This window comes from Cellulosimicrobium sp. EB106-03-01-XG111 (genome assembly GCF_058792115.1).
The window spans coordinates 218,910-236,125 of the sequence record NZ_JBYTEQ010000001.1 but is presented as its reverse complement, the minus strand read 5'-3'; the positions used below and the strand labels follow the sequence as shown (position 1 = coordinate 236,125).

At 76.3% G+C, this 17,216-nt stretch carries 15 protein-coding genes; 8 read left to right on the top strand and 7 right to left on the bottom strand.

The features are described from left to right. Positions 1–17 precede the first annotated feature (17 nt). A complete protein-coding gene (locus AC3WT4_RS01025) occupies positions 18–458 on the top strand; it encodes a YchJ family protein (protein ID WP_492314455.1) in 441 nt (146 codons plus the stop codon). Between the two features lie 37 nt (positions 459–495). On the opposite strand, the gene AC3WT4_RS01020 is transcribed toward AC3WT4_RS01025, so the two are convergent. Beyond that, positions 496–954 (bottom strand): VanZ family protein, encoded by a 459-nt coding sequence (locus AC3WT4_RS01020; RefSeq protein ID WP_492314454.1) that lies wholly within the window; start codon positions 952–954, stop codon positions 496–498. A 119-nt stretch (positions 955–1,073) separates the two neighbouring features. Here AC3WT4_RS01020 and AC3WT4_RS01015 point away from each other — a divergent pair, with 119 nt between their 5' ends. Next, a complete protein-coding gene (locus AC3WT4_RS01015; RefSeq protein WP_108047208.1) occupies positions 1,074–2,069 on the top strand; it encodes a TIGR03885 family FMN-dependent LLM class oxidoreductase in 996 nt (331 codons plus the stop codon). Continuing rightward, on the top strand, positions 2,066–3,769 hold the full coding sequence (locus tag AC3WT4_RS01010) for an alpha-amylase family protein (RefSeq protein WP_492314453.1): 1,704 nt from the start codon (positions 2,066–2,068) through the stop codon (positions 3,767–3,769). Before AC3WT4_RS01015 ends, AC3WT4_RS01010 begins: the two co-directional genes overlap by 4 nt. Positions 3,770–3,829: 60 nt before the next feature. Here AC3WT4_RS01010 and AC3WT4_RS01005 read toward each other — a convergent pair whose 3' ends face one another. Next, positions 3,830–4,057, bottom strand: a complete 228-nt coding sequence (locus tag AC3WT4_RS01005) for a hypothetical protein (RefSeq protein ID WP_108047210.1) — start codon at positions 4,055–4,057, stop codon at positions 3,830–3,832. 128 nt (positions 4,058–4,185) lie between these two features. On the opposite strand from AC3WT4_RS01005, the gene AC3WT4_RS01000 reads away from it, so the two are divergent. Then, entirely contained in the window at positions 4,186–5,322 is a 1,137-nt protein-coding gene (locus AC3WT4_RS01000; RefSeq protein ID WP_492314452.1) for a threonine aldolase family protein, read from the top strand. Positions 5,323–5,340: 18 nt separating this feature from the next. Continuing rightward, positions 5,341–5,841: a nucleoside deaminase gene (locus AC3WT4_RS00995; protein ID WP_108047213.1), complete on the top strand. Its 501-nt coding sequence runs from the start codon at positions 5,341–5,343 to the stop codon at positions 5,839–5,841. Between the two features lie 79 nt (positions 5,842–5,920). On the opposite strand, the gene AC3WT4_RS00990 is transcribed toward AC3WT4_RS00995, so the two are convergent. Next, positions 5,921–6,871 carry a hypothetical protein gene (locus AC3WT4_RS00990; RefSeq protein ID WP_492314451.1) on the bottom strand — a complete coding sequence of 317 codons (951 nt, stop codon included), beginning with the start codon at positions 6,869–6,871 and terminating at the stop codon, positions 5,921–5,923. Positions 6,872–6,954: 83 nt separating this feature from the next. On the opposite strand from AC3WT4_RS00990, the gene AC3WT4_RS00985 reads away from it, so the two are divergent. After that, positions 6,955–7,383, top strand: a complete 429-nt coding sequence (locus tag AC3WT4_RS00985) for an SRPBCC family protein (RefSeq protein ID WP_255437345.1) — start codon at positions 6,955–6,957, stop codon at positions 7,381–7,383. A gap of 95 nt (positions 7,384–7,478) precedes the next feature. On the opposite strand, the gene AC3WT4_RS00980 is transcribed toward AC3WT4_RS00985, so the two are convergent. Then, a complete protein-coding gene (locus AC3WT4_RS00980) occupies positions 7,479–11,081 on the bottom strand; it encodes a DUF5979 domain-containing protein (protein WP_492314450.1) in 3,603 nt (1,200 codons plus the stop codon). Between the two features lie 201 nt (positions 11,082–11,282). Between AC3WT4_RS00980 and AC3WT4_RS00975 the strand changes: the two genes are divergently transcribed. Then, a complete protein-coding gene (locus AC3WT4_RS00975; RefSeq protein WP_400113286.1) occupies positions 11,283–12,497 on the top strand; it encodes a glycoside hydrolase family 3 N-terminal domain-containing protein in 1,215 nt (404 codons plus the stop codon). 17 nt (positions 12,498–12,514) lie between these two features. Further along, positions 12,515–13,567 carry a LacI family DNA-binding transcriptional regulator gene (locus AC3WT4_RS00970; protein ID WP_492314449.1) on the top strand — a complete coding sequence of 351 codons (1,053 nt, stop codon included), beginning with the start codon at positions 12,515–12,517 and terminating at the stop codon, positions 13,565–13,567. Positions 13,568–13,655: 88 nt separating this feature from the next. Here the strand turns inward: AC3WT4_RS00970 and AC3WT4_RS00965 are convergent, their stop codons facing one another. The 3 genes from AC3WT4_RS00965 to AC3WT4_RS00955 all read right to left on the bottom strand — a co-directional run bounded on the left by AC3WT4_RS00965 (position 13,656) and on the right by AC3WT4_RS00955 (position 17,143). Further along, positions 13,656–13,934, bottom strand: coding sequence for a hypothetical protein (locus AC3WT4_RS00965; RefSeq protein ID WP_074803604.1), 279 nt, complete (start codon positions 13,932–13,934; stop codon positions 13,656–13,658). 23 nt (positions 13,935–13,957) lie between these two features. Further along, positions 13,958–15,235 (bottom strand): inorganic phosphate transporter, encoded by a 1,278-nt coding sequence (locus AC3WT4_RS00960; RefSeq protein WP_108047221.1) that lies wholly within the window; start codon positions 15,233–15,235, stop codon positions 13,958–13,960. Between the two features lie 201 nt (positions 15,236–15,436). Beyond that, on the bottom strand, positions 15,437–17,143 hold the full coding sequence (locus AC3WT4_RS00955) for a hypothetical protein (RefSeq protein ID WP_492314448.1): 1,707 nt from the start codon (positions 17,141–17,143) through the stop codon (positions 15,437–15,439). Positions 17,144–17,216 lie beyond the last annotated feature (73 nt).

Sequence of the window (17,216 nt, the reverse complement as noted above, 5' to 3'; positions counted from 1 at the left end):
CCGTAGGATGCGGCCGCATGACCGGGAACCCCCTCGACGACGACGCACGCTGCCTGTGCCTCTCCGGCGACACCTACGGGTCGTGCTGCGGCCGGTACCACGCCGGGCTGCGCCCCGGCCCGGACGGCGCCGCCCCGGGCCCGCACGCACCGACCGCCGAGGCGCTCATGCGCTCGCGCTACAGCGCGTTCGCCGTCGGCGACGCCGACTACCTGCTCGCGACGTGGCACACCTCCACCCGGCCCGCCGACCTCGACCTCGACGACGACGTCGAGTGGCGCCGCCTCGACGTCGTGCGGACGGAGGCGGGCGGCCCGTTCGAGACGACCGGGGTCGTGGAGTTCGTCGCGCACCACCGCTCGCGCACCGACCCGGCCGACCGCGGCCGGCTCCACGAGGTGAGCCGGTTCGTCCGGGAGGGCGACCGCTGGTCCTACCTCGACGGCGCGGTCGCCTGACGACGCCGCCGCGGCGATCAGGAGTGCTCGGGAGCGCTCAGCGGCGGGGCGCGGCCGGGCGGCGCGCCGCCCCGACCGCGAGCACCGCGGCCACGAGCACGGCGCCCAGCAGCGCGCCGGCTGTGTTGAGGACGACGTCCTGGACCGTCGGGACGCGGCCGGGCAGGAGGTTCTGGGTGAGCTCGATCGCGACCGAGAGGGCGCAGCCCGCGAGCGTCACGAGCCCGACGGCGCGCCACACGCCGGGGACCGCACCGCCCCGGCGGGCTGCCGCGCCCCGCAGGAGGGGCACGCCGAGCACGCCGAACGGCCCGAACATCACGACGTTGGCGAGCGCCTCGAGCACCGGCAGCGTGATGGGGATCCCGAGCCCCTGGAGGAAGCCGAGGGTGGACGTCGCCCAGCCGGGCGCGTCGGTCGACTGCGGCGACGGCCAGAGCGTCACGACCAGGACGGCGGCGAGATAGGCGGCGAACGTCCAGGTCAGCAGGCGCATCCCGTCAGCGTACGGGCGCGGGTCCCGGACGCGCCGGGCCCCGCGGCGCGGCCACGGAGCCTCCACCGTTCCCCCTCCTCGCCGAGCGTGGGACGGCGAGGGTCGGTTCACTGGGCGCCATGGTCACCGTCGGCTTCCACGCCTCCCACGAGCAGATCCCGCCCGGCCCCCTCCTCGCCGCGGCCCGCCGCGCCGAGCAGGTCGGCTTCGACGCCGCCATGTGCTCCGACCACCTGGCCCCCTGGAGCGTGCGCCAGGGCGAGTCCGGGTTCGCGTGGTCGTGGCTCGGCGCCGCGCTCGCGACGACCTCCCTGCCGTTCGGCGTCGTCACCGCCCCCGGCCAGCGCTACCACCCGGCGATCGTCGCGCAGGCGATCGCGACGCTCGGCGCGATGTTCCCGGGCCGGTTCTGGGCCGCGCTCGGCTCGGGCGAGGCGATGAACGAGCACGTCACGGGCGACCGCTGGCCGACGAAGGCCGAGCGCGACGCCCGGCTGCGCGAGTGCGTCGACGTCATCCGCGCGCTCCTCGCGGGCGAGGAGGTGACGCACCACGGGCACGTCACGGTGGACCGGGCGCGCGTGTGGTCCCTGCCCGACGTCGCGCCGCGGCTCGTGGGGCCGGCCGTCACGCCCGCCACGGCGCGTCGTCACGCCGACTGGGCCGACGGCCTCGCCACCGTGAACCAGCCCGTCGAGTCGCTGCGGCAGGTCGTCGGCGAGTACCGCGACGCGGGAGGCCGCGGGCCGCTCGCTCTGCAGGTGCACGTCGCGTGGGGCACCGACGACGAGGCGGCCTTCGCCGTCGCGCACGACCAGTGGCGCTCGAACCTCCTGCCGCCGAGCGTGAACTGGCACCTCGAGACCCCCGAGCAGTACGACGCGGTGGCGGAGCTCGTGCGCCCGGAGGAGGTGCGCGGCACGGTGCTCGTCGAGCACGACCCCCAGCGGCTCGCGGACCGCGTCGCCGAGATGGTCGCGTGCGGGTTCGACGAGGTGTACCTGCACCACGTGGGGCAGCAGCAGGACGCGTTCCTCGACGCGGCCGGCGAGACCCTCCTGCCCCGACTGCGCGAGGCGTGCGCCGCCGCCACGACGGACGGGGGTGCGGCGTGAGGATCCGCGACACCGGCGACCTGTGGTGGAAGAACGCGGTCGTCTACTGCCTCGACGTCGAGACGTTCATGGACTGGGACGACGACGGGATCGGCGACTTCCCCGGTCTGGTCCAGCGGATCGACCACCTCGCCGACCTCGGGGTGACGTGCCTGTGGCTCATGCCGTTCTACCCGACGGCCGACCGCGACGACGGCTACGACATCACCGACTTCCTCGGCGTCGACCCGCGCCTGGGCGACCTGGGCGACGTCGTCGAGCTCGTGCGGACCGCGCGCGACCGGGGCATCCGCGTGATCGTCGACCTCGTCGTCAACCACACGTCCGACCGCCACCCGTGGTTCCGCTCGGCGCGGCGGTCGACGTCGTCCCCGTTCCGGGACTACTACGTGTGGCGGTCCGACGAGCCGCCGTCGACCAAGGACCAGGTCGTGTTCCCCGACCAGGAGGAGGGCATCTGGACGCTCGACGATGCCTCGGGCGAGTGGTACCGGCACCGGTTCTACCGGCACCAGCCCGACCTCAACACCGCGAACCCGCACGTGCGGGACGCGATCGCCAAGACGATCGGGTTCTGGCTGGAGCTCGGCATCTCGGGCTTCCGCGTCGACGCCGTCCCGTACGCGCTGACCGACGCGGCCGCGACCCCGGGCGACGAGATCGACGACCCCCACGACCTGCTGCGCGTGCTGCGCGCGTTCGTCGGGCGGCGGTCGGGCGACGCGATCCTCATGGGCGAGGTCAACCTGCCGTACGAGGAGCAGGCGCGGTACTTCGGGGACGGCGACCCGACCGACGGCGACCCCGGCGGGGTGACGAGCAACGAGCTCACGCTCCAGTTCGACTTCAACGCGATGCAGGCGCTGTACCTGTCGCTCGCCCGGCACGACGCGACCCCGCTCGCCGGGTCGCTCGCCGCGCGCCCGCCCATCCCGCGCGACACCCAGTGGGCGACGTTCGTGCGCAACCACGACGAGCTCACGCTCGACAAGCTCACGGACGACGAGCGCGCGGAGGTGTTCGCGGCGTTCGGGCCCGAGGAGGACATGCAGCTCTACGGGCGCGGGCTGCGACGGCGGCTGCCCCCGATGCTGGGCGGCGACCCGCGCCGCCTGCGGATGGTGTACTCGCTGCTCTTCTCGCTGCCGGGCACGCCCGTGCTGTTCTACGGCGAGGAGATCGGCATGGGCGAGAACCTGGACGTGCCGGGGCGCCTCGCCGTGCGGACGCCCATGCAGTGGACGTCCGGGCCGAACGGCGGGTTCTCCCGTGCCCCCGCGCGCCGGCTCGCGGCACCGCTGCCGGGCGACGGCTACGCGCCCGAGCACGTCAACGTCGCCGACCAGCGCCGCGACCCGGAGTCGCTGCTCACGTTCGTGCGGATGCTCGCGCACCGCTACCGCGAGTGCCCCGAGCTGGGCTGGGGCGACACGGAGGTGCTCGACTCGCCCGAGCCGTCCGTGCTGGCGCTGCGCACCACCTGGCAGGACGCCTCCATGGTGACGCTGCACAACCTGTCGCCGGACCCGGTCGTCGTGCGGGTGCCGCTGGGGGGCCTTCCCGACGAGGCGCGGCTCGTCGACGTCCTCGACGCGGACGACGTCGAGCCCGCGCCCGACGGCAGCGCCGAGGTGCGCCTCGACGGCTACGGGTTCCGCTGGCTGCGCGTCACGCCGCCCGGGTCGCGCCGGCTCCTCTGAGCCGGCGCGGCCGGGGCGTGCGCCGGGGGCCGGGTGCCGGCCGGGCCTGGCCCCGGAGCGTCAGCCGTGGGTCGGCTCGTCGGGACCGACGGGCCGACCCGGGGACGACGGCCGGTCGGGGACGTCGGGCGACGGGTCGGCCGGCCCGCCGGGGACCGGGTCGGCGTGGCTCGGGTCGTGCGGCGGCTCCGAGGGGTCCGGGGGCGGCCCGGGCGACTTGGGCGGCTCCACCGTCGGCTCCACCGGGGAGCCCGGACCCGTGCCGGGCTGGTCGGGGTTCGTGGTCATCGCTGCACCTCCGTGCTTCGCGCGCTGCGCGCGGTCCTGAGGACGCGCACCGCGTCCCTGCTCGACGCTAGGCGCGCCCCGGCCCGCTCGCGCGCGGCCGGGCCGCCCCGCCGACCTACGCTGGGCACGTGACCTCGTTCGCCTCGGACAACTACTCCCCCGCCCACCCCGACGTCCTCGCCGCGCTCGCCGCCGCGAGCGCCGGGCACGAGATCTCGTACGGCGAGGACCCGTGGACCGCGCGCCTCCAGGATGCGGTGCGCGCGCGGTTCGGGCCCGACGCCACCGCGTACCCCGTGCTCACGGGGACGGGCGCGAACGTCGTCGCGCTCATGGCGACGCTCCCCCGCTGGGGCGCCGTCGTGGCGTCGGAGCACGCGCACCTCAACACGGACGAGAACGGCGCTCCCGAGCGGGTGGGCGGGGTCAAGGTGCTCACGGTGCCGGCGCCCGACGGGAAGCTCACGCCCGCGGCCGTCGAGCGGTTCGCGGGCGACCTCGGCGACCCGCACCGCGCGCAGCCGCTCGTCGTGTCGCTCACGCAGTCCACCGAGCTCGGCACGCTCTACACGGCGGACGAGATCCGCGCCGTGGCCGACGCCGCGCACGCGCGCGGCATGCGGGTGCACCTCGACGGGTCGCGCCTCGCGAACGCCGCCGCGGCGCTCGGCGTCCCGCTCCGCGCCCTGACGACCGACGCGGGCGTGGACGTGCTGTCGTTCGGCGGCACCAAGAACGGGCTCGCGCTCGGCGAGGCGGTCGTCGTGCTCGACCCGTCCGCGGTCGACGGCGTCGAGTTCGTGCGCAAGTCGACGATGCAGCTCGCGTCGAAGATGCGCTACGTCTCCGCGCAGCTCCTCGCGCTCTTCGAGCCCGTCGGCGACGTCGTGGCCGAGGTCGACGAGGTCGCCGACGCCGACGAGCTCTGGCTCCGCAACGCCCGGCACGCGAACGCGATGGCCGCGCGGCTGCGCGCGGGGCTCGCGGACGCCGTCGTGCCGGCCGCCGTCGGGCCCGACGGCGCCGCCCCGGGCCCGGCGTCGGGCCTCGCCTTCACCCAGCCCACGCTCGTCAACGCGGTCTTCGCGACGCTCCCGCGCACGGCGGTCGCGCGCCTGCGCGAGCGGCACCGGTTCTACGACTGGGGGCCGGGCGAGACGCCCGACCGTGTCGAGGTGCGGTGGATGTGCGCGTGGGACACGACCCCGGGCGACGTGGACGGGTTCGTCGCGGACGTGCGGGCCGCCCTCGCGGTCGCGTCGTGACCGGGCGAGGATGACGCCATGAGCGACCAGAGCCTGCCCCAGCCGACCGCCGACGACCTCGTGCACCTGCGCCGCTGCGTCGAGCTGGCCCGCGAGGCGCTCGACGACGGCGACGAGCCGTTCGGCTCGCTCCTCGTCGACCGGGACGGGGTCGTGCGGTTCGAGGACCGCAACCGCGTCAAGGACGGCGACGCGACCCGGCACCCCGAGCTCGAGATCGCCCGCTGGGCCGCCGCGCACCTCACCCCCGAGGAGCGGCGCGACGCGGTCGTCTACACGTCCGGCGAGCACTGCGCGATGTGCAGCGCGGCGCACGCGTGGGTCGGTCTCGGCCCGGTCGTCTACGCCGCGAGCACGACGCAGCTCGTGGGGTGGCTGGAGGAGTGGGGCGTCGCGCCGGGTCCGGTGCGCCCGCTCGCGATCGGCGACGTCGCGCCGGGGATCGCCGTGCGCGGTCCCGCGTACGAGCTCGAGGTGGAGGTCCGCGCGCTGCACGCGCGCCTGCACGGCGTCTCCTGACCGGCGTCGCCTGACGAGACCCGACCCGGCGTCGGGCACCCGGGCCGCCACCGCCCGCGCTTCAGCCGGAGCGCCGCCCTCAGGCGTCGAGCGCGTCCGCGACGGTGCGCGCGACCTCCGGGACGGCCAGGTACCCGGCGGGCCGGCCGCCGTCGAGCAGGACGGCCGCCGCGTGGTGACCCGGCGCGGCGTTCGCGACGACGAGCTCCTCGATCCCCGGCGACGGCGGGTCGAGCGGGAACGCCGCGGGCCCGAGGCCGTGCAGCGCGAGCGCGTCCCGGGGGTCGCGCGCCGCGACCCACCGCCGCACCGGGGCCGACACGCGCAGCGGGGCGCGCGCGGCGAGGACGTCCCGGATCGCGCGGACGGCGAGCGGGGACCCGAGCGTGAGCAGGAGCGGCACGTCCCAGCGCGCGGCGTCGGGGTGCTCGCGCAGCACGGCGTAGGCGAGGACCGACCCGAGCGAGTGCGCGACGACGACGGCGGGCCCGTCCGTGGGGATCGCTGCGGCGAGGGCGTCGTCGATCGTCGTGCGGACGGTGTCGTCGTGCAGGTACGCCCAGACGTCGCGCGCGAGCAGCGCGACGACGGCGCCGCTCAGGCCCGGCACGGACCGGTCGAGCGCGGACAGCAGCAGGTTCAGCCACGCGCAGACGTCTCCCCCGACGGCGCCCGGCCCGGCGCCCTCCGGGCGCGCCGGCACCGTCGCGCCCGCGGCGCGCAGCACCTCCTCGGCGACGGCCGCCACGAACGCGGCCTCGTCCGCGGCCTCGGCCGCGGACAGAAGGGCGTCCCCGTCGCGCGGCGCGCCGACCGCGTGCACGGTGACCGGCGGCGGCGCCGCAGCGCCGCCGACGAGCGCGGCGAGCGTGTCGCCGTAGTAGACGAACGCCGTGTCCGCGTCGCGCACGACGACGCCCGAGCCCGCCGCCGCGAGACCCGCGTCCAGGACCTCGGTCCACGTGCGGTCGAGCTGCTCGGCGTCGAGCCCCTGGTTGTCGCGGCCGTGGACGAGCACGAGTCGGGTCACGCGCCGAACCTACCGGCTGCCGGTGCCCCCCGGAGGGTCTACCGTCGGGCCCAGGAGCCAGCCCCCAGCCCCCGGAGACCCTCGTGAACGACCACACCCTGACCGAGCACAGCACGACCGTCGAGACCCACGTGGCCCGCCCCCCGCAGGTCGTCTGGGCCGAGCTCATGCACCCGAGCGCCCGCTGGATGCTCGGTATGAACATCGAGACCGACTTCCGGCCCGGGAGCCCCGTGACGTTCGAGGGCCACTACATGGGCCGCGAGTTCGCCGACTGGGGCACCGTCGTGGCCGTCGAGCGCCCGCGCCTGCTGCACTTCACGCACTTCTCGCCCACCATGGGCCTGCCCGACGTGCCGGAGAGCTACCACGACATCGCGATCACGCTCGAGCCCGACGACTCGGGGACGCTCGTGCGCGTCGTCGAGCGCAACATCGAGACGGCCGAGCGCGCCGAGCGCGCCCACGCGCTGTGGACGAAGGCGCTCGCGACGCTCGCGGGCCACGACTGACGCGTCCCGCCCCGCACGACGACGGGCCGGTCACCCCCGCGAGGAGGTGACCGGCCCGTCGGCCGTCCGGCACCGGCCCGACGACGCCCCGCGCGTCAGGCGGTGCGGCGGCGGCGAGCGCGGACCGCGAGGAGCGCGGCGCCCGTGCCGACGAGCAGCAGCGCGAGCGTCGTCACGGCGACGACGTCCCCGCCCGTGATCGCGAGGCCGCCGGCCGACGACGCGGTGTTCGTCAGCGTCACGACGACCGGTGCGCCCGCACCGACCGTCACCTCGGTCACCCGCTCGTCGCCGACGGTGAGCACCGGCGTGCCCCACCCGACGCCGCGGACCGTCGGCAGGTCGGTCTCGGTGAGCCGCACGACCGTCCCCACGGGGACGTCCTGCGGGCCGTCGACGACCCGGCCGTCGGCCCGCACCGTGAGCGTGCCGGCGACGGGCTCGCCGTCGCGGTCGAACGCGTAGCGGACGGTGAACCCGGTGCTCGCCGGCACGGAGCCCGCCGCGGACCCCACGACCTCCTTGACGACGGAGAACCCGCCGACGGCCTGGTCGGCCGTGTTCGTCACCGTGACGAGCGCGTCCGTCCCGTCGCCGACGACGAGCGTCGGCGGGCTGAACACGGGCGTGCCCCACACGACGCCGTCGACCGCGGGCAGGTCGGTCTCGCCGAACGTCACGACCGTCCCGGCCGGGAGGTTCTGCGGCCCGGCGACGACCGTGCCGTCGGCCGGGACCTCGACGGAGCCGCCCACGGGCGTGCCCTCGAGCTCGTACGCGTACGTGACCGTGAACGTCGTCCCCGCCGGGACGAGGTCCGCGCGGTCGCCCACGACCTCCTTCGCGACGGAGAACCCGCCGACCGCGGCCACGTCCTGCGTCGTGTTGGTCAGGGTGACGAGCGTGTCCTCCCCGTCACCGACCGTGACGGCCGCGGGAGAGAACACCGGCGCGCCCCAGACGACGTCGCCCACCTCGGGCAGGTCGACCTCCGTGAACCTCACGACCGTCCCGACCGGGAGGTCCTGCGGGCCGTCGACCGTCGTCCCGTCGGCGCGCACCGTGAGCGTCCCGGCAAGCGGGCCGTCGTGGGCGAACCCGGCGGGCAGCACCGCGGACCACGCGACCGAGAACTCCGTGCCCGGGGGCACGCTCCCGGCGAGGTCGCCCGTGACGGTCTTCGCGACGGAGAAGCCCCCGACGAGCGCGTCGGCCTGGTTGGTCAGCGCGACGCCCGCGACGGCGTCGCCGTCGCCGATGGTCACCGTCGCGGGCGAGAACACCGGCTCGCCCCACGCGACCCCGGGGACCGTGGGCAGCGGCTGCCGCTCGGCGAACCGCACGACGGTGCCCGCCGGGAGGTCCTGCGGCCCCGCGTCGACCGTGCCGTCGGCGCGGACGGTGAGCGTGCCCTGCGTGTCCCCCGCGTGCTCGGCCCCCACGGGGAGCTCCGCCGTCCAGTCGACGAGGAACTCCGTGCCCCCGGGGACGGCGCCGGCCGCGCCGCCCGCGACGGTCTTCTGGACGGCGAACCCGCCGACCTCCTCCACCGCTTCCGCGGTGTTCGTCAGCGTGACCTCGACACCGGTCGCGCCCTCGACCACGGTGACCGACGGCCCCGGGTCGAAGGACGGGACGCCCCACACGACGCCGTCGACCGCGGGCAGCGGCTGCTGCTCCGCGAGCGTCACGGTCGTGCCGACCGGCAGGTCCGCCGGGCCGCTCACGAGCGTGCCGTCGGCGCGCACGGTGAGCGTGCCGGAGGTCGGGCCGTCGTAGGCGACGCCCGCGGGGACGGTCCCGCGCCAGTCGACGAGGAACGCGGTGCTCGCCGGGACGTCGCCCGCGGCGGAGCCCTCGACGGCCTTGCGGACGGCGAACCCGCCCACGACGGGGTCCGCGACGTTGGTGACCGTCACCGCGACGCCCGTCGCGCCCTCGACGACCGTCACGGGGCCCGCCGGGCTCACGACCGGGTCGCCCCACACGACGCCGTCGACCGCCGGGAGCGGCAACCGCTCGGCGAACGTGACCGTCGTACCGACCGGCAGGTCGGCGGGGCCGTCCACCACGGCGCCGTCCGCGCGCACGGTCAGGGTGCCGGTGAGGTCGCCGTCGTAGGTGGCGCCCTGCGGCAGGGTGGCCTCCCAGTCGACGAGGAACGCGGTGTCCGCCGGGACGAGGCCGAGGGCGTCCCCGGCGAGGACCTTCGCCACGGTGAAGCCACCCACGGCGGTCCCGCCGCCGGTGCTCGCCGTGTTCACCACGGTGACCGAGACGGTCCGGCCCGCGGCGACGGTGAACTGCGCCGGGTCGCCGAGCGGCTCGTCGTCCACGCGGACCACCGGCGTGCCCCACTCGACGCCCGCCACCGACGGCAGGTTCGTCTCGCGGACCGTGACGACCGTGCCCTCCGGCAGGGTCGGCCCGTGCACCAGGGCCCCGCTGACCGGGACCGTGAGCGTGCCGCCGCCGGTGACGCCGTCGGGCTGCTCGTAGGTGTACTCCACCGCGAACGTCGTGCCCGCGGGCACGTCCGCGGCCGCCTCTCCCGTGACGGTCTTCTGCACGGCGAAGCTCCCGCCCCCGGTGCAGTCGAACGGCCCGGGCCCGATCCACGGGTAGCTGTGCATCTCGAGCCCGCCGGTCACGCTCGGGTCGCCGAACGTGAGGTTCCCGCCCACGAGGACGCGGCCGTTCGTGCTCGTCGTGATCGTCGCGTCCGCGACCGGCGCCACGATCGTGCCGAGGAACTGGTCGGCTCGGCCGAGCGCGAGCTCCGGCGTGGACGCGAAGTTCCACAGGGTGCGCGCGGCCCAGCTGCCGAAGCCGGGGTTCGAGTTGAAGTCGTTGATGAACGGCGAGCCGTTGCCCTCCCAGTAGTTGGGGCTCATGCTCACCGGGGCGTCGCCGGTCACGTTGATCGCGATCGCGACGTCGTCCGGCACGTTCGCGAAGACGATCTCCCGGACGCCCGCGAGCTGCGCGGCGTCGACCGTGAACACCTGCGGGTCGGCGGTGCCGACTCTGGTGAAGGTCACCCGGTTCCCCGAGACGACGCCCGCCGCGGTCGCCGGCCACCCGGCGATCGTCGCCGACGCGTCCGCGACGACGGCGCCGTAGCCGGCCCACTCGCCGAGGGCCGCTGCGCCCATGCCCTGCGTGACCGGGGCGTCCGCGCCCGGCGTCGTCCCCGCCGTGGAGAGCGAGCCGCCGCCCGTGACCGCGGCGCCGACGTCCACCGCGCCGCCGGTCGGCAGCGTCGAGCCGACCGTGACGCTCGTCTCCGCCCCGATGTCCAGGCCGCCCCCGACGGCGAGCATCACCGCGCCGTCCGGCGGCGTGATCTGCGACCCCGCGCCGACCGCGCCGATGCTGAAGTTCCCGGGGCCGTCGATCGTCGCCTCCCCCGTGACGACGAGCAGCCCCTCCGACTCCGCGGCGCTCGCCGTGGCGAGGTAGTCGCCCCCGGTCCACACCGTGACGTTCGTGTCCGTGAACAGCGGGGGCGTCTGCCCGACGTTCGGCATGTCACCCGGTGCGGGGCAGAACCCGACCGCGGCAGACGCCGGGCGGGCCTGCGGCCCCGAGACGAGGACGACCGCGCCCGCCAGCGCCAGCACCGCGGCGACGAGCGCCGCGACCGCTCTGCGGAGGCGTCCGGGGGCGACGCGGGGGACGGGTGGACGAGGGGTCATGCCAGGCTCCAGGTTCGCAAGACGGCGTCGCACGGGCCGTGCGGCCAGGACGCCATGACACCCAGGAGACGCGCCGGGACGCGTCTCATGACGTGAGACCGGCGGTGACGTCGGTCATACCGCCGCCGGGCGGCGTCGGGGCGCCCGGGACGACGCCCCCTCCGCGGCCGCCGGGCTACCGTGGCGTCGGAGGTGTCGCCTGTGACCGCTCGTGCCCGGACCACCTGGATCGTCGTGGCCGTCGTGACCGCGCTCGGTGCCGTGGCGGCCGTCGCGTGGTACCTCACGCGGCCCGCCCCCGCGCCGCAGACCCCGCCGACGGGCTCGCCGTCCACCCCGGCCGACCCGTCGCCGTCGGGCACGTCGCCGACGCCGTCCACCCCGCCCGCGGACCCTCTCGCCGGGTGGACGCTCGAGCAGAAGGTGGGGCAGCTCTTCATGGTCGGGGTCGACGTGAGGGACCCGCAGCAGGTGAGCTACGACGCGGTCTCGCGCCTGCACGTGGGCAACGTGTTCCTCGCGGGCCGCTCGCAGGCGGGCACCGGCCCGACGGCGGACCTCGTCGCGGGCTTCACGGCGCTCGTCTCCCCGGAGACCACGAACGGCACCCCCCTGTTCGTCGCGACCGACCAGGAGGGCGGGAAGGTCCAGGTGCTGCGCGGGCCCGGGTTCTCGCAGGTCCCGGCGGCGACCGACCAGGCCCGCCTCGACCCGGCGACGCTCCAGGCGGACGCGACCACGTGGGGCGCCGAGCTCGCCGCGGCGGGCGTGAACCTCAACCTGGCGCCCGTGATGGACCTCGTGCCCGAGGGGACGGCCGCGCAGAACCCGCCGATCGGGTCGTTCCAGCGCAACTACGGCTCGACGCCCGAGACGGTGACCTCCCACGCGAACGCGTTCAGCGCCGGGATGGAGGCGTCCGGCGTGGACGTGGCGATCAAGCACTTCCCCGGGCTCGGCCGTGTCACCGAGAACACGGACACCGACGCCGGTGTCACCGACGACGTGACGACGCGCGACGACGCGTCGGTCGCCGTGTTCGCGTCGGGCATCGAGGCGGGCGCGGCGTTCGTCATGACCTCCACGGCCGTCTACCCGCAGATCGACGGGACGCTCCCCGCGGCCTTCTCGCCCGTCGTCGTGGACGGGATGCTCCGCGGCGACCTCGGGTTCGAGGGCGTCGTCGTCACCGACGACGTGTCGGCGGCGCGGCAGGTGCAGGCCTGGTCCCCCGCCGACCGTGCTGTCCTGACGATCGCCGCCGGCGGCGACATGGTGCTCGCGTCCGCGGACCCGAGCGTCGTCGAGCCGATGGTGGCGGCCGTCGTCGAGCGGGCGTCGAGCGACGACGCGTTCGCCGCCCAGGTCGACGCGGCGGTGCTGCGCGTGCTCGCGGCGAAGGAGCGGCTGCGCTGAGCGGTATAACTGACCGCATGGCTGCCCGTCGCCCCGCTCCCCGCCCGACGCTCGAAGCCGTCGCGGCCATCGCGGGCGTCTCCCGCGCCACGGTGTCCCGCGTGATCAACGGCGTGCCGACGGTGGACCCGGCGATCGTGGCGGTCGTCGAGAAGGCGATCGACGAGACGGGCTACGTCCCCAACCTCGCCGCCCGGACGCTCGTCACGCGCCGCACGGGGTCGGTCGCTCTCGTCGTCTCCGAGCCGTCGGAGCAGCGCTCCCCGAGCCCGTTCCTCGAACGGCTGTTCACCGACCCGTACATCGGGCGCGTGACCGCGGGGGCGCAGCAGGTGCTGCGCCCGCGCGACATCCACCTCGCGATCCTGCCCGCGGACCCGCCCGCGCACGACCAGGTCGTGCGCTACGTGCGGCAGGGGCACGTCGACGGCGTCCTGCTCATCACGTCGAGCGCGAGCGACCCGCTGTCGGCGCGGATCGCCGCGCTCACGGTCCCGGTCGTGCTGTCGACGCACCTCGACGGGGTCGACGAGGCGGCCGGGGTGAGCTGGGTGGACCTCGACCAGGCCGCCGGCGGCCGGATCGCGGCCGAGCGTCTGATCGCGGACGGGCGCACGCGGCTCGCGACCGTCGCCGGCCCGTCGGACGTGCCGTTCGCGCGGGGACGCCGCGACGGCTTCCTCGAGGCGGTGCGGGCCGCCGGGCTCGCGGAGCCGTTCGTCGTGGAGGGCGACTTCACGCGCGCGGGCGGGGAGGCCGCGGCGCGCGCGCTGCTCGCCGCGCGACCGGACGTCGACGGTGTGTTCGGCGCGAGCGACCTCATGGCCGACGGCGCGTCGCTCGTCCTGCAGGAGGCGGGCCGCCGCGTCCCGCAGGACGTGGCCGTCGTCGGGTTCGACGACTCGACGGTCGCGCGCCAGGCGCACCCGCCGCTCACGACGGTCCGGCAGCCGGTCGAGGAGATGGCGGCGGAGATGGCGCGCCTCCTGCTCGCCGCGATCGACGACCCGGACGCCGACGCGCGCTCGGTCCTGTTCGAGCCGCACCTCGTGGTCCGCGACTCCGCCTGACCCCCTCCCGGTGAGTGCAGGAAAGAGTCGCGGTCAGGACGTCCGACCGCGACTCTTTCCTGCACTCAGCTGGGGGTGGCGTCCCGGGTCAGTGGCCCCCGCCCGCGACGAACGCGATGCCGACGGCGATCGCGACGACCACGACGGCGAAGCACACGATCGCACCGACCTGGCGGGGGCGGGTCGCGCGCTCGACGCGCACGGTCCGGCCGTCGGACGTGAAGCGGCCGTCCGGGGTGCCGACCTCGACGGGCACGGCGCGCCCGGCCGCGAGCCGGACTCCCAGGGCGAACAGGGCGGGCAGGCCCGCGCCGACGACGAGGCCGGCGACGACGACCTTGAGCAGCGAGTCGATCTCGACGAACACGGTTCTCTCCTCCGGGCTGCCGGTCAGACGCCCGCGCGCTGGCGCGAGGCGGGCGTGGTCGGGGTGGCGGGCGCCGGGGCGGGCGCGGCGTCGGCGAACGGGTCGGCGACGTCGAGGCGACGCTCGAGCGCGGCCTCGCGCGCCTCGACGACCTCGGACTCGAGCCCGGCGTCCACCGCGCCCTCCTCCCAGGCGTCGTTGACGTTCGTGTGGTCGACGGGCTTGCGGCGCGAGGCGATCCAGATGGCCAGCGACGACCCGACGAGGATCGCGAACACGACGACCGTCCCGGCGGCGCCCCCGATGCCGTGCTGGATGCCGTAGCAGGCCGCGCCGACGAGCCCGGCGGCCGGGAGCGTGAGGCCCCAGGCGGCGAGCATGCGGCCCGCGACGCCCCAGCGGACCTTCGCGCCGGGCATCCCGACGCCCGAGCCGAGGATCGAGCCGGTGGCGACGTGCGTCGTCGAGAGCGAGTAGCCGAAGAGGCCCGACATGAGGATGACCGCGGCGGACGACGTCTCGGCCGCCATGCCCTGGCGGGTGTCGATCTCGACGAGGCCCTTGCCGAGCGTGCGGATGATCCGCCAGCCGCCCAGGTAGGTGCCGAGGGCCATGAAGAACGCGCACGACAGGATGACCCAGAACGGCACGCTCGAGTCGGCCGGGACGGCGCCCGCCGCGATGAGCGCGAGCAGGATGATGCCCATCGACTTCTGCGCGTCGTTGGTGCCGTGCGCGAGCGAGACGAGCGACGCGGAGCCGACCTGGCCCCAGCGGAACGCCCGGGTGGAGACGTCCTCGGGGACGTCGCGCGTGAGGCGGGCCACGGCCCACGTGCCGACGCTCGCGACGCCGACCGCGATGAGCGGGGCGAGCAGCGCGGGGATGAGCACCTTCGCGGCGACGCCGCTCCAGATGACGCCCTGCGTGCCGACGGCGGCGAGCACGGAGCCGACGACGCCTCCGATGAGGGCGTGCGACGAGCTCGACGGGATGCCGAGCAACCAGGTCAGGAGGTTCCAGGTGATGCCGCCCACCAGTCCCGCGAGGACGACCTCGAGGGTGATGACGTTCGCGTCGACCAGACCCTTCGCGATGGTCGCCGCGACGGCCAGGGAGAGGAACGCCCCGACCATGTTGAGGACGGCGGAGAGGGCGACGGCGGTCTTGGGCTTGAGGGCCTTGGTGGCGATGGACGTGGCCATCGCGTTGCCCGTGTCGTGGAAGCCGTTGGTGAAGTCGAAGGCCAGTGCGGTCACGACGACGAGCACCAGCAGGAGCGTCTCGGTCACGTCGTCCATGGTGCGGTCACGACCGCCGCGCGCTCGACCATCCTGTGGATTCTTCTGCCACTGTTCACCGACAGTTCATCCGGCGTTCGAAGCCCTCGTTCGAACGCCGGAGAGGCTCGTCGGCACCCGGGGCGGACGGCCCGGGAGCGAGGGGCGGACGGACCCTGGCGCGGCCACGGCGGACGGGCACGCGGCGACCGCCCGACCGCGTCAGACGGGGGTGCGGGCCGCGAGCTCGGCGAGGGTGTCGTCGAGGTCGGCGACGACGGTCGCGACGGCCTCGCGCTGCGTCCGCGCGCGCTCCGCGGACGCCGCCACGGCGGTGCGGGCCTCGGCGAGGTCGGCGTCGAACCGCTGGGCGCGGGACTGCGCGTCGGCACGCTGGTCGCGCGCGCGGCGCTCCCCTGCGAACCACTGCCAGGCGGCGAGACCGGCCGCGACGACGGCCACCGTGAACCACGCGGGCGAGGCGGCGATCCCGAGCACGACCCCGAGCAGGGCGACCGTGCCCGTCGCGCCGACGACGCCCCAGGAGGCCCCGTCCACGGGTCGCGCGAGGAGCTCCGCCCGGGCCGTCGCGGCGGGTGCCGCGCCGTCCTCGGTCGGCGTGACCGTCACGGTGCGGCCCCCGAGGCGCAGCTCGCGCGACGGCGCGGGCGCCGCCGCGAGCTCCGCGGCCCGCGCGTGGGTCGCGGCCCGCAGCTCCTCGACGACGAGGGGGCCCGCGAGCGCCGCGCGCCCGGGGTCGGTCCCGCGGGCGTCCTCGACGAGCAGGTCGACGAGCGTCCCCGCCGGGGCGTCCCACCCGGGCCCGTCCTCGCGGGGCGCGCGGCCGACGCGCTCGTCGAGCAGCGCCGCCCGGTCCAGGAGCCCGCGCTCCACGGGCGCTCCCTCGTCCACGAGCGACGCGACGACGCGGAGCAGCGCCGCGCCGGGCGCCTCGGGGGTCCCGGCCGGGAGGGGTCCGGGGTCCGGCGCGGGCACCGCGACCTCGCCCGCCACGAGCGCGCGCGACCACGCCGTCCACGACCGCAGGAGCGGGAGCGCGTCGGGGGCGGCGGTCCGACGGCGCGCCCCGGCCGCGTCCCCCGCGGACTCGGGGCTGCCCCAGGCCGCGCCGTCGGCGGGCAGCGCGGGCAGCGACGGCGCGTCCTCCAGGAGCCGGGCGCGCCAGCGGGCGCGCGCGTCGTCGTCGAGCAGCGCGACCCGCTCCGCGAGGGCGCGGCGCACGACCTCCACCCCGTCGCCGCCGAGGTGACCGGCCGCGGCCGCGACCCACAGCGCACGCTCGGCCCCGGTGACGCCCACCTCGTCCGGTGCCTCGTCCGGTGCCTCGCCCGCGCCGGGCGACGGCTCGGGGGCGCCGTCGGCGCTGCCCCAGCCCGCGGCCGGCAGGGCGGGCGCGTCGAGCACCCACGCCATCCACTCGCGCGCGAGGCCCGGCTGCCCAACGAGCGCGCACACCGCGACGAGGTACGTCGCGGCACGACGGCGGTCGCGCAGCAGGGCCTCCTCGGCCGCCTCGCGGTCGAGCCGCCCGGCGGGGAGCTCGGCGACCGCGAGCGCGGCGGGCACGAGCCAGTAGCCGGGCACGTCCACGAGGTCCGGGGAGCGCCGCAGGTGCGACACGTCGCCCTCCCCCGTGACGACGGCGCTCGTCAGGGCGCGCGCCGCGTCGCGGGCACGGCGCGCGGGCGTGAAGAGCGCGAGCTCCTCGCGGACCTCGCCGAGCTCGATGAGCGCGTTGACGAGGCGCGTCAGCACCTCGACGCGGCTCGACAGGTCGCCCTCGAGCGACCGCAGGCGCCGGTGGAGCGACGCCTCGCGGGACCGCGCCATCGCGGCCTGGGCGGCGAGCTCGTCGGACAGGGCCCGCATGTTGCCCTGGTCGCTGCGCCAGGAGCTGTACGTCGACATGCGCGCGAGCGTACTCAGCGGGTCGGCGCTGTCGAGGGGGAGAACTCCCCCGGCGCGGGCCCGTCGGTGCGGG